This window comes from Klebsiella sp. P1927, from assembly GCF_018204675.1.
In the GTDB taxonomy this organism is placed as follows: Bacteria; Pseudomonadota; Gammaproteobacteria; order Enterobacterales; family Enterobacteriaceae; genus Klebsiella; species Klebsiella pneumoniae.
Window position 1 is genome coordinate 4,959,364 of sequence record NZ_CP073377.1, and the last position, 12,512, is coordinate 4,971,875.

Annotated in this window: 10 protein-coding genes; 5 read left to right on the forward strand and 5 right to left on the reverse strand. The window is 54.8% G+C overall.

What is annotated here, in order from left to right; all coding sequences use genetic code 11:
* Positions 1-7: 7 nt before the first annotated feature.
* The 4 genes from wzzE to trxA form a co-directional block, all read right to left on the reverse strand.
* Positions 8-1,054 carry an ECA polysaccharide chain length modulation protein gene (wzzE, locus tag KB892_RS24720; protein ID WP_002883296.1) on the reverse strand — a complete coding sequence of 349 codons (1,047 nt, stop codon included), beginning with the start codon at positions 1,052-1,054 and terminating at the stop codon, positions 8-10.
* Between the two features lie 13 nt (positions 1,055-1,067).
* Positions 1,068-2,171: a UDP-N-acetylglucosamine--undecaprenyl-phosphate N-acetylglucosaminephosphotransferase gene (gene wecA, locus KB892_RS24725; protein ID WP_002883295.1), complete on the reverse strand. Its 1,104-nt coding sequence runs from the start codon at positions 2,169-2,171 to the stop codon at positions 1,068-1,070.
* Between the two features lie 240 nt (positions 2,172-2,411).
* Positions 2,412-3,671: a transcription termination factor Rho gene (rho, locus tag KB892_RS24730; protein WP_002883293.1), complete on the reverse strand. Its 1,260-nt coding sequence runs from the start codon at positions 3,669-3,671 to the stop codon at positions 2,412-2,414.
* A 330-nt stretch (positions 3,672-4,001) separates the two neighbouring features.
* Complete coding sequence (gene trxA / locus KB892_RS24735) at positions 4,002-4,331, reverse strand: thioredoxin TrxA (RefSeq protein WP_002883224.1); 330 nt, start codon at positions 4,329-4,331, stop codon at positions 4,002-4,004.
* A 341-nt stretch (positions 4,332-4,672) separates the two neighbouring features.
* Here trxA and rhlB point away from each other — a divergent pair, with 341 nt between their 5' ends.
* From rhlB to KB892_RS24760, 5 genes are all read left to right on the forward strand, one after another.
* Positions 4,673-5,938 (forward strand): ATP-dependent RNA helicase RhlB, encoded by a 1,266-nt coding sequence (gene rhlB, locus KB892_RS24740; RefSeq protein ID WP_002883222.1) that lies wholly within the window; start codon positions 4,673-4,675, stop codon positions 5,936-5,938.
* A gap of 118 nt (positions 5,939-6,056) precedes the next feature.
* Positions 6,057-7,565, forward strand: a complete 1,509-nt coding sequence (gene gppA / locus KB892_RS24745) for a guanosine-5'-triphosphate,3'-diphosphate diphosphatase (protein ID WP_004150419.1) — start codon at positions 6,057-6,059, stop codon at positions 7,563-7,565.
* A 19-nt stretch (positions 7,566-7,584) separates the two neighbouring features.
* Entirely contained in the window at positions 7,585-8,511 is a 927-nt protein-coding gene (locus tag KB892_RS24750) for a LysR family transcriptional regulator (RefSeq protein ID WP_002883211.1), read from the forward strand.
* Between the two features lie 130 nt (positions 8,512-8,641).
* Positions 8,642-9,640: an amidohydrolase family protein gene (locus KB892_RS24755; protein ID WP_004181642.1), complete on the forward strand. Its 999-nt coding sequence runs from the start codon at positions 8,642-8,644 to the stop codon at positions 9,638-9,640.
* A gap of 62 nt (positions 9,641-9,702) precedes the next feature.
* On the forward strand, positions 9,703-10,425 hold the full coding sequence (locus tag KB892_RS24760) for a DUF554 domain-containing protein (RefSeq protein ID WP_002883185.1): 723 nt from the start codon (positions 9,703-9,705) through the stop codon (positions 10,423-10,425).
* 4 nt (positions 10,426-10,429) lie between these two features.
* Here KB892_RS24760 and rep read toward each other — a convergent pair whose 3' ends face one another.
* Entirely contained in the window at positions 10,430-12,451 is a 2,022-nt protein-coding gene (gene rep / locus KB892_RS24765) for a DNA helicase Rep (protein WP_004152491.1), read from the reverse strand.
* Positions 12,452-12,512: the final 61 nt, after the last annotated feature.

Genomic DNA, 12,512 nt, shown 5'->3' on the forward strand with positions numbered 1-12,512 from the left:
GCCGCAATCACAGGACACGACGACGCGATAACGCCACGCCTGCGCCGATGAGCGCACCCACAATCCCCCACATCACCATCAGAAATACACGGCGCGGGCTATCGCGTTTTACAGGTTCTTCCGGCGTCCGCAAATACCGGTAAGTCTGAAAACGCGGATCTAACGTTGGACCGACGTTCAACGTGCTCAGCATGGCGCGGTTCTGGTCGTAATCGAGGTCATATTCCGGCCCGACGGCCTGCAGGTTTTCCAGCCTGGCCTGCAGCATCGGCCTGCCCAATAAAAATAGCTCTGAATCCGGCAACTGATCGGCAGGAACATCCGTTTCGCTACGTGAAATATTGTGCTGCTGAGCCACCTTCAGCGCCTGCTCCACGCTGTGCGTCCGGCGGTTGAAGATGGCCTCGGCCACCTCTTCCTGGCGCTTCACCTGCGCCTTCATCTGCACCGTCCGCGCCGCCCAGGCGCCTTTAAGTTCGTCGTTAAGATGGCCTGCCGCCCGCTGGCTGGCGAAGGCCACATACTGACGCAACAGATTATTGGCATCCTGCCCGGTCTCGGCGGTCAGTTTGACGCTGTCGTTAATGCTCTTGGCCGCATCGCCTGGCATAAACTGGATATTGTTAATCAGGTCATCCAGCATCGCCGCATCAGCGCGGGCATTACCCGACTGACGCTGCTTGTAGTAGTCCGTTTGCAGCCAGAAATCGCGCCGGGTATCCCAGGAGGCCAGCTGCATGATGAACTCTTTATACGCTTCATCCATGGCGGAAGGCTGGTCGACCGAGGCGAGGTCGGCTTTAATGTCCAGATTGCGTAAGAACTGCTGTTGGGAATAGTATCCCCCCAACATATTGACAGTAGGCCGATCGGTGATCGCCGTGGCGCTCCACTCCTGGCGAGCAAAGAAGGTGTACACCAGCACGATGGCGGCGAAGAGTACGGCGCCGCCGACTATCCAGCCTTTTCCTGCCCATAAAGCGCGAAACAGCCCGCGAATATCCAGCTCGTTCTCAACGTTCACTGCTTGTGCTCCCGGTAATGGTTGAGTCATCACATCCCCAGCTCTACTTGGTTAGTTTCGGATTATTGCCGCTGTGTCGCCGAATTCTGCGTCTGATGCGCTTAACCAGGCGCGCCACTTTCCAGGCGCGCTTAATACAGTAGCCATAAAGAAAGAAGGCTACCAAAAAGAGAATTAACATCACCCATTCCGGCACAATGCGGGTGTATTCCGCCACGACGCCAACCAGCGCCAGCAGGGCGGCGGCCAGGGTAATCAGGACAAACGCCTGGCGGGAAGTAAACCCGGCGCGCATGATCAAATGATGAATATGCTGACGGTCCGGTGAGAAAGGACTCATGCCTTTGCGCAGGCGGCGATACATAATCGCCACCATGTCCATCAACGGGATAGCGATAATCCACAGCGCGGTCACCGGGCTAATGGGATGCGTTTTACCTTGCGTGGTTTCCAGCAGGATCCAGATGATGGTGAAGCCAATCATCGTGCTGCCGGCGTCACCCATAAAGACTTTATAGCGGCGGCCGAGGGCGCCAAGATTGAGAAGAATATAGGGCAGAATGGCGGCGATCATCGCGAAACACCACATCGCCAGGCTGTACTGACCATCAAACCAAAGGATAATCCCGGTCGCCGCAAAAGAGACCGATGACAGTCCGCCGAGCAGGCCGTCGATACCATCGACCATGTTGAACGCATTGATAGCGGCCCAGACGGCAAACAGCGTCAGGAAGAAGCCGAAGGGCCCCAGCACCAGTTCCCACGAGCCAAAAATAAAGCCCAAACTACTCAGATGCAGATTCCCTGCCATCATCATAATCACGGCGATCGCGGCCTGAATGACCGCGCGAATTTTCACGCTGATGTCGAAGCGATCGTCAAGCGCGCCAACCAGCACCAATACCCCCGCGCAGGCCAGATACAGCGAGGCGTGAGGAATATAATAATCGGCGATGGCGAAAGTGAAACAGATACCTGCATAAACTGAGATACCACCGACCAACGGAATCAACCCCTGATGCCGTTTGCGATAGTTGGGTTTATCCACTAACCCGATCTTTTTTGCCACTTTCCGCGCGACAAAAATAAAGAGGGTCGTGAATAAGAAAATACTGATTAATTCAGTAATAGCAGTGAGTAAATTCACAACGCATGTGCTCTCAGCATAGTTAATCCGGGAAGTATAGCGATGATGCCCCAACTCCAGAAGGGGAAAAGCAGAACATTACAAATTTATTGTATAGATTTTAGTCTGTTAAAGCTGTCTCCGCCTGCTATCCGGCGCCATTATACGACAACTTTCGTCCCGCTTTCTCTGTCTCTGGATCATACAAACCCCAAAATGAAAACGCCACGCAAAGGCGTGGCGTTTTTGGCTTTTTTTACCTTACGAGCGCTTCATCATATCGAAGAAGTCATCATTCGTCTTGGTCATTGCCAGCTTATTGATGAGGAATTCCATCGCATCAATCTCACCCATCGGATGGATAATTTTGCGCAGGATCCACATTTTCTGCAGCTCTTCCTGAGTGGTAAGCAGCTCTTCTTTACGGGTACCGGAACGGTTGTAGTCGATAGCCGGGAAGACGCGTTTTTCAGCAATCTTACGAGAGAGGTGCAGTTCCATGTTACCGGTGCCTTTAAACTCTTCGTAGATAACTTCGTCCATTTTGGAACCGGTGTCGATCAGCGCCGTGGCGATGATGGTCAGGCTACCGCCCTCCTCGACGTTACGTGCCGCACCAAAGAAACGCTTCGGACGGTGCAGGGCGTTGGCGTCCACACCACCGGTCAACACTTTACCGGAAGCCGGAACCACGGTGTTGTAGGCACGCGCCAGACGGGTAATAGAGTCGAGCAGGATGATAACGTCTTTCTTGTGTTCAACCAGACGTTTCGCTTTCTCAATAACCATCTCGGCAACCTGCACGTGACGGGATGCCGGCTCGTCAAAGGTGGAAGCAACCACTTCACCTTTCACCAGACGCTGCATCTCGGTCACTTCTTCCGGACGTTCGTCGATCAGCAGTACCATCAGGACACAGTCCGGGTGGTTGTATGCGATGCTCTGCGCGATATTCTGCAGCAGCATGGTTTTACCGGCCTTCGGCGGCGCGACGATCAGACCACGCTGGCCGCGGCCAATCGGGGAGGCCAGATCCAGTACGCGAGCGGTTAAGTCTTCGGTAGAACCGTTACCACGCTCCATACGCAGGCGAGAGTTCGCGTGCAGCGGCGTTAAGTTCTCGAACAGGATCTTGTTACGCGCGTTTTCCGGCTTGTCGTAGTTAACTTCGTTAACTTTCAGCAGCGCAAAGTAACGTTCACCCTCTTTCGGAGGACGAATCTTACCGGAAATGGTGTCACCAGTGCGGAGGTTGAAACGGCGGATTTGGCTGGGGGATACGTAGATGTCGTCAGGGCCGGCGAGGTAGGAGCTGTCTGCGGAGCGGAGGAATCCAAATCCATCCTGCAGTATCTCCAGTACGCCGTCGCCAAAGATATCTTCGCCACTCTTCGAATGCTGCTTGAGGATGGCAAAAATAATATCCTGCTTACGCATACGAGCCAGGTTTTCCAGCCCCATATTTTCGCCGAGAGTAATCAGCTCAGAAACCGGCGTATTCTTTAATTCGGTAAGATTCATAGTGGTGTGGGTTCTTAAACTCGGGGTAAATCTCGAACTTAATGTTGTGAATGGTATGGCAGGAACTTCCATGCCTGTTAACGGCCTTCATCTCGTGTCTGTACGTTGCCTGGTCACAGGAAAGAACGCAGAACTGAAACGACTAGACGGAATGAGTGAAAAGCCCGGAATTATTAGCTTCACGCGCATTTATGCGGGATGCTTCGGGTAAAACAAGATTCAAACAAGGTATGTTTAAAACGAAGTCTGTGGATTAACTTAGCACGACTCCAGCCGGGCGTCCAGAGTTCCGCAAAAAATAGGAATCTGGACGCCGGAACAGCAATTTGCTTACGCCAGGTTAGCGTCGAGGAACTCTTTCAGCTGACCCTTGGACAGGGCGCCAACTTTAGTGGCCGCCACTTCGCCGTTTTTAAACAGCAGCAGGGTTGGGATACCGCGAATGCCGTATTTCGGCGCAGTGCCCGGGTTCTGGTCAATGTTCAGCTTAGCTACGGTCAGTTTGCCCTGATACTCTTCAGCGATCTCATCCAGAATCGGGGCGATCATTTTGCACGGACCACACCACTCTGCCCAGAAATCGACGAGGGTCAGCCCGTCAGCCTTGAGTACGTCCGTGTCAAAACTGTCGTCAGTCAGGTGAATAATTTTATCGCTCATATTTAACTCCACAGGAATAAGCCTGGTGTGTTGGTGTCGTAGCCATCAACGACGCGCTGCGGCTACGTTATGCACGCTATTCTTCAGGATACCTCAATTCTCTGGCCTGCCAACTGGCGCAATCCATCATGGACTCGCCTGTTGACGCCAGGGTGCCCGAACGCGAACTGCATGCTGCAGATTTATCGCTCCCGACTCGCTTAGTAGTCTAAGCTATCCTGGATTCGTTCAGTTACCGTAGACGTACCTTGAATAATTTCGTACACCGCCAACGAAAGGTTGACGTTATTTCACCGGATACGCTTTCTTAATGCAATAGTTAGCTGATATTCTACCACACTATGAGCAAAACACATTTAACAGAACAGAAGTTTTCCGACTTCGCCCTGCACCCGGCAGTCATTGAAGCCCTTGAAAAGAAAGGGTTTCATAATTGCACACCCATTCAGGCCCTCGCCCTTCCGCTGACGCTGGAAGGCCGCGATGTCGCCGGGCAGGCGCAAACCGGTACCGGTAAAACGATGGCGTTCCTGACGTCAACGTTTCATTATCTTCTCTCTCACCCGGCTATCGCCGATCGCCAGGTTAACCAACCGCGCGCGCTGATTATGGCGCCGACGCGTGAACTGGCGGTACAGATCCACGCCGACGCTGAGCCACTGGCGCAGGCCACCGGTCTGAAGCTGGGTCTGGCTTACGGCGGCGACGGCTACGATAAGCAGTTGAAAGTGCTGGAAAGCGGCGTCGATATTCTGATCGGCACCACTGGTCGTCTGATCGATTACGCGAAGCAGAACCACATTAACCTCGGCGCCATTCAGGTTGTCGTGCTGGACGAAGCCGATCGCATGTACGATCTCGGCTTTATTAAAGATATCCGCTGGCTGTTCCGCCGCATGCCGCCGGCCACTCAGCGCCTGAACATGCTGTTCTCCGCGACCCTTTCTTATCGCGTCCGCGAACTGGCGTTCGAACAAATGAATAACGCCGAGTACGTTGAAGTCGAGCCGGAACAGAAAACGGGCCACCGTATTAAAGAAGAGCTCTTCTACCCGTCCAACGAAGAAAAAATGCGCCTGCTGCAGACGCTGCTGGAAGAAGAGTGGCCCGATCGCGCCATCGTTTTCGCCAATACCAAGCACCGTTGCGAAGATATCTGGGGCCATCTCGCCGCCGACGGCCATCGCGTAGGTCTGCTGACCGGCGACGTGGCGCAGAAAAAACGTCTGCGCATTCTCGAAGAATTTACCCGTGGCGACCTCGATATTCTGGTCGCGACCGATGTTGCCGCTCGTGGTTTGCACATTCCGGCCGTGACCCACGTCTTTAACTACGATCTGCCGGACGACTGCGAAGATTACGTTCACCGCATCGGCCGTACCGGTCGCGCTGGCGCCAGCGGTCACTCCATTAGCCTCGCCTGCGAAGAGTATGCGCTGAATCTGCCGGCGATCGAAACCTATATTGGTCACTCAATTCCGGTCAGTAAGTACAACCCGGACGCGCTGATGACCGACCTGCCTAAGCCGCTGCGTCTGACCCGTGCGCGCCCAGGCAACGGCCCGCGCCGTAACGGTCCACCGCGCAATCGTCGTCGTTCAGGTTAAGAGATCTATGCCATACGCTCAGTCATTCAGAATCTGCCAGGGCGACCTTCCTCTGGCGACCCGCTCAGTGATGTGGATCGGGCCTAAGCGCCCCGCCGACCAGGGAGCCTTCTGAACGATGAAGAGTATGAGCTCCACCTCGCTATATGCCGCCATTGATTTGGGCTCCAATAGTTTCCATATGTTGGTGGTGCGCGAGGTGGCGGGCAGCATCCAGACGCTGAGCCGCATTAAGCGTAAGGTTCGACTGGCCGCCGGCCTGAATAGCGACAACACCCTCTCCGCAGAAGCGATGGAACGGGGCTGGCAGTGCTTACGCCTGTTTGCCGAGCGCCTGCAGGATATTCCGCCGACGCAAATCCGCGTCGTGGCCACCGCCACGCTGCGTCTTGCCGTCAATGCGGGGGAGTTTCTGGCGAAAGCGCAGGAGATCCTCGGCACTCCAGTGCAAGTGATCAGCGGCGAAGAAGAAGCGCGCCTGATTTACCAGGGTGTCGCCCACACCACCGGCGGCGCCGATCAGCGCCTGGTGGTCGATATCGGCGGCGCCAGCACCGAGCTGGTGACCGGGACCGGCGCACAAACAACCTCGCTGTTTAGCCTGTCGATGGGCTGTGTCACCTGGCTTGAACGCTATTTTGCCGACCGTAGTCTGACGAAAGAGAATTTCGATCTCGCCGAAGCGGCTGCGCGCGAGGTGCTACTGCCCGTCGCCGATGTGCTGCGCTATCACGGATGGAAAGTGTGCGTTGGCGCCTCCGGCACCGTTCAGGCTCTGCAGGAAATTATGATGGCGCAGGGGATGGATGAACGAATCACCCTCGCCAAACTCCAGCAGCTTAAACAGCGCGCTATCCAGTGCGGACGTCTGGAAGAGCTGGAGATCGAAGGCTTAACCCTTGAGCGGGCGCTGGTGTTTCCTAGCGGGCTGGCGATCCTGATCGCTATCTTCAGCGAACTGAATATTCAGTGTATGACCCTCGCGGGCGGCGCGTTACGCGAAGGCCTGGTGTACGGCATGCTGCATCTCTCCGTTGAGCAGGACATCCGCAGCCGCACGCTGCGTAATATTCAGCGTCGTTTTATGATCGACACAGAACAGGCCCAGCGCGTCGGCGGCCTTGCCAGTCATCTGCTCAGTCAGTTGGATGGCAGCTGGGAGCTGGATCCGCTAAGCCGTGATTTACTCCTTAGCGCCTGTGCGCTGCATGAGATTGGGCTGAGCGTGGATTTTAAGCGCGCGCCGCAGCACGCCGCCTATCTGGTCAATAACCTCGACCTGCCGGGCTTTACCCCGGCGCAGAAGAAGCTGATTGCCACGCTGCTCCTTAACCAGACTAACGCTATCGACCTCTCTTCGCTTCATCAACAGAATGCCGTCCCACCGCGGGTGGCTGAGCATCTGTGTCGTCTGCTGCGACTGGCTATCCTGTTTGCCAGCCGGCGGCGCGACGATCTGTTGCCCGCCATTCAGCTGACCGCTCAAGACGAACAACTGACGCTGATATTGCCGGGAAACTGGCTGGATGAACATCCGCTGGGTCGGGAGATGGTCGATCAGGAGTGTCAGTGGCAAAGCTACGTCCACTGGATACTTCGGGTCGCCAGCGGCGATACGCTGAAATAATATCCAGCCAGGAGGGCGGATGCGGGAAGAACTGGATTTCAAATCGCTACGCTTTTTCTCTGCGCTCTACCGCTTGGGCAATGTTTCCCCAGCGGCTGACGCGCTCGATATCAGCCAGCCCACCGGCAGCCTTTTGCTGAAAAAACTACGAGATCATTTTGCTGACCCGCTGTTTGTCCGGGTCGGGCAGCGGATGATCCCGACGCCGCGAGCGGACGCGATCGCCCCCACCATCTCGACTCTTCTCCAGCTTGCCGATAACGATTTAGCGGTCAAACCTGAATTTCTTCCCCAGCAGAGCCAGCGTAATTTTACGATCGGTATGACCGATATCAGCCAAATGACGCTGCTGCCTTTATTGCAAATTGCGCTCCAGCAGCAGGCGGCGGACGGGATCACCTTTACGGTACAGAATCTGGATGAGCAGACCCTCAACGCCCTCGAATCCGGGAAATGCGATCTCGCGATCGGCTATCTGACGCAGCTTCCGGAAAGCGTCTACCAGCAACATCTCTTCGATCAATCATATGTCTGCCTGGCTGCGGAAAACCATCCTCGCATTCGCGCACAGCTCCGCGCCGAAGACTGGCGCCAGGAAAAGCATCTGGCGATCCGCGTGGAGGGGACTGCCCATGGCGATATGGATAAGCTGCTTGATGAGCACCACATGCCCCGGCGCATTGCGCTAACGTTACCAAGTTTTTTAGGTACCGGTGAGCTGGTGGCCGAAAGCGATATGATTGCCGTCGTCCCGGAACAGGTGGCGCGGCATATCACCCGGCGCTATCCCTGCCGCAGCTGGCCGCTGCCTTTTCCCCTCGCCAAAATCGCCATCCGTCAGGTCTGGCATCAGCGGCTGCACCGCGATCCCGGACATATCTGGCTACGCTCGCTGATCGCTACGCTTGCCGATCCCGCACAGCAGAGTACTTCTATTAAAATCTAAGTAACAAAATACGCCCGTGTATTGGTTTTATTAATAACCCCTATTACGTTTGGTTTATTGCTGGTAATACGTGAAAGCTTTTATTCTCCTCGCATCAAGCCACACTGACTCATATCGCAAGGAAAATATCATGCGCGGAAAAATTGCTTTAGAAGAACACGTATCCACTCCTGAAAATAACCGTCTGTGGGATTCATCTGGTGAAGCAGGTCGTAACGGCACAGAATATATGAAAGATGTTGAACGCCGCCTGCTGGATCGCAGCATTCAGCTGGAAGAAATGGCGCAGCGTCATATTGATCATGTAATTCTTTCTCTGACTTCACCTGGCGCCCAGTCTATTTTAGATAAAGCCAAAGCCGTCTCTTTTGCCCGCGATACCAACGATTTTATCGTTGAGAATTATGTTAAGCCAAATCCGGACAAATTCAGCGCCTTCGCCACCCTGGCATTGCAGAACCCGGAAGCCGCGGCGGAAGAGCTGGAGCGCGCCGTGAAAAAGTTAGGCATGAAAGGTGCGCTGATCAACGGCTACACCAACGTTAAAGATAGCGAGCATGGCCTGTATCTTGATGACGAATCCATGCTGGTATTCTGGGATAAGGTCAACGAGCTGAACGTGCCTGTCTATCTGCATCCTCGTGAACCGCTGGAAGGCCCGGCGCGTGGCATCTATACCGGTTACGAAAGCCTGATCGGCTCTGCCTGGGGCTTCGCTCAGGAAACGGCAGTGCATGCTATTCGTCTGATGATGAGCGGTCTGTTCGATCGTTATCCTAACCTCAATCTGGTGCTGGGTCACCTCGGCGAAGGGCTGGTACATATGCTGCCGCGCACTCAACATCGTCTCTATCGTCAGCGTTTCGGCTGCGGTTTGGGTAAAGCGGAAAAACCGTTAATGCACTACCTGCAGAATAACTTCATCGTTACCACCAGCGGCCATTTCAATACCCATTCACTGAATAATGCTATTGAAGTCATGGGCGCCGATCGCGTGATGTTCTCTGTCGATTATCCGTATGAAGATATTCATCAGGCCTGCGACTGGTTTGATCCTTTAGAACTTGAAGCAGGCCTGAAAGAGAAAATCGCCTGGGGTAATGCCAGCCGCGTATTTAACATTAAATAATTAATTTAAATATTTCAGGGCCTGTATATTCAGGCCCTGATTTTTATTAGGGAAAATAAATTATGGCTATAGGTATATTTGTCTGTAGCGGCTCGCTTCTCGTTGGTGCGCTGGCGGGCGCTTCACTGAATCGTTTTATTCCGGAACATTTCAAAAAAACCTTACCGTTGATCGCCGGACTGATCTCAATCAGTATGGGCATATTCTTTGTCAATAAATTGCATAACCTGCCGCCGATTGCCCTGGCTATTATTGTCGGCACGATTATCGGCGGCCTGTTGAATATTGAAAAATGGATTGAACGAGCCGGAACAACGCTGCGCAGCCCCATTGAACGTATCTTTCCGGCGCAGTCCAGCGCCAGCGTCGGTGCGGAAGATTTTATGAATCAGTTTATCGCCGTGCTGATCCTGTTCTGCGCCAGCGGTACCGGCATCTTCGGCGCCTTAACCGAAGGGATGACCGGCGACCCGACCATTCTGCTGACCAAGTCGATCCTCGACTTTTTTACTGCCGCGATTTTCGCCTCCACGCTGGGGTATATCATCACCGTGATCTTTATTCCCCAGCTGATTGTTTTCGTTATCCTGTTTTTCGCGGCAACCTTTATCATGGCGTTAATCAATCCGTCGATGATCGCCGACTTCACCGCCTGCGGCGGCATCATTATGCTGGCGACCGGTTTCCGTCTGTGCGGGATCCGTGCCTTCCCTACCGCCAATATGCTGCCCTCGCTAATACTGGTGATGCCCTTCTCCGCCGCCTGGCAGCAGTTTATCGCCTGAGACGCTAAGCTTTTTTCGCCTTTGCCAGCATCGCCCGAATATTAGCTACGTTGGCCTGGCCTTTTTGCATCCGCTCTTCAGGCGTAATGGTTTTGCGTGCCTGCTCCCAGATAAGGTCGTCCTGAGGTAGCTCCAGCAGAAAACGACTCGGTTCAGGACGCACCAGCTCGCCATATTGCCGGCGCTCCTTACAGAGCGTAAAGGTCAGCTCTTTCTGCGCACGGGTGATGCCAACGTAGGCTAACCGTCGCTCTTCATCGACGTTATCTTCATCAATGCTGCTTTGGTGCGGCAGCAATCCCTCTTCCATTCCCACCAGATAGACGTAGGGGAACTCCAGCCCCTTTGACGCATGGAGAGTCATCAGCTGCACCTGATCCAGCTCTTCATCCGATTCGCCGCGCTCCATCATGTCGCGCAGGGTAAAGCGGGTGACCACCTGGGTCAGGGTCATCGGCTCATCGATTTCGCTGCCTTCCAGCATCTCGGTCATCCAGGTAAACAGCTGGTTGACGTTTTTCATGCGCATTTCCGCGGCTTTCGGGCTGGGCGAGGTTTCATACAGCCAGGATTCGTAGTCGATCCCGCGAATCAAATCGCGCACGGCGTTGACCGGCTCGCGTTCGGCCAGCTGCTGGATCTCGCGTAGCCAGTGGGTGAAGCGGGTAAGGGATTCATAGCCGCGCCCGGTCAGCGTCTGGCTGAGACCCATATCAAAGCTGGCGGTGAACAATCCTTTGTTGCGGCCCATCGCCCACTCACCGAGCTTTTGCAGCGTCGCCGGGCCGATCTCGCGCTTCGGCGTGTTGACGATACGCAGGAAGGCGCTGTCGTCGTCCGGGTTGGTCAGCACGCGCAGATAGGCCAGCAGATCTTTAATTTCCGGACGCGAAAAGAACGACGTGCCGCCGGAGATTTTGTACGGGATGCGGTTCTGCATCAGCATCTTTTCAAAGACCCGCGACTGGTGATTGCCGCGATAAAGGATCGCGTAGTCTTTGTAATTGGTTTTATTAATGAAGTGGTGGGCGATCAGCTCCCCGGCCACGCGCTCCGCTTCATGATCTTCATTGTTGGCGGAGAGCACTTTCAGCTCTGCGCCATATCCCAGTTCGGAGAACAGCCGCTTTTCAAAGACGTGAGGGTTATTAGCGATCAAAATGTTGGCGGCTTTCAGAATACGCCCGGATGAGCGGTAGTTCTGCTCAAGCTTGATCACCCGCAGCGCCGGGAAGTCCTGGCTGAGCAGCACCAGGTTCTGCGGCCGCGCGCCGCGCCAGGAGTAGATCGACTGGTCGTCATCGCCCACCACGGTAAAGCGCGCCCGCTGACCCACCAGCAGTTTCACCAGCTCATACTGGCTGGTATTGGTATCCTGATACTCATCCACCAGCAGGTAGCGGATCTTATTTTGCCAGCGCTCGCGCACCTCCTCGTTGCGCTGCAGCAGCAGCGTTGGCAGCAGGATCAGATCGTCAAAATCGAGGACATTGCAGGCCTTCATGTGCGCGTCGTATAGCCCATAGCAGTGGGCGAAAATACGATCCCGTTCGCCTTTCGCGCCAGCGGCGGCCTGCGCCGGGGTTTTTAGATCGTTTTTCCAGTTGGAGATCGTCGAGATCAGCTGCTGAAGCACCACTTTGTCATCTTCGATCAATCCTTCGGTCAGTTCCTTAAGCAGCGCCACCTGGTCGGTATCGTCGAATAAGGAAAAGTTAGACTTCATACCCAGCGCAGCGTATTCGCGCTTAATGATATCCAGCCCCAAAGTGTGGAAGGTGGAAATCATCAGGCCACGCGCCTCTTTGCGCCCCAGCGTTTGCCCAACGCGCTCTTTCATCTCGCGCGCGGCTTTGTTGGTAAAGGTCACGGCCGCGATATGGCGCGCCTGATAGCCGCAGCCGCGGATCAGGTGGGCGATTTTATTCGTAATAACGCGGGTCTTACCGGAACCGGCGCCCGCCAGCACCAGGCACGGTCCGGTGACGAATTCGACGGCTTGTTGTTGGCCAGGGTTTAAACGCATGGGAGTCTTGCTCAATCTTCGAACGGGGTGGGGATTGTAGCAGAAAGCGGAGCCGAGATTT